The sequence below is a fragment of the Olleya sp. Ti.3.14 genome (assembly GCF_038154885.1).
Classification (GTDB): domain Bacteria; phylum Bacteroidota; class Bacteroidia; order Flavobacteriales; family Flavobacteriaceae; genus Olleya.
In genome coordinates this window covers 1-290 of the sequence record NZ_JBAKAO010000071.1, presented here as the reverse complement: position 1 = coordinate 290, position 290 = coordinate 1, and the positions used below count along the sequence as shown (strand labels likewise).

Here is a 290-nt window from a genome sequence, read left to right as displayed (position 1 = left end):
ACCATATTATTAAACTGATAGAAAAAAATGGAATACAACCTTTTGAGGCTTTAGTATTGGAATTAAAAAATAAAATTAAACGTGATTCTAGATCTAAAGTCATTAGTGATAAGCGTATTGAAAATTTGTTACAAACATATAATGTTGATTTGACAACAGTAGACTTAACGCCTAATATTAATATCCTATCGGATGATTATTTTGCAAGTAATTGGACTATTCCTGCAACATTTAAAGGTGTAAAAACACTATTAACTATAGGAACAAAGCAAATACCAGAAATTGAATTT

At 26.9% G+C, this 290-nt stretch carries 1 pseudogene; it reads left to right on the top strand.

The features are described from left to right. Positions 1-290, top strand: a pseudogene (locus V6251_RS15325) (peptidylprolyl isomerase); the annotation flags it as partial.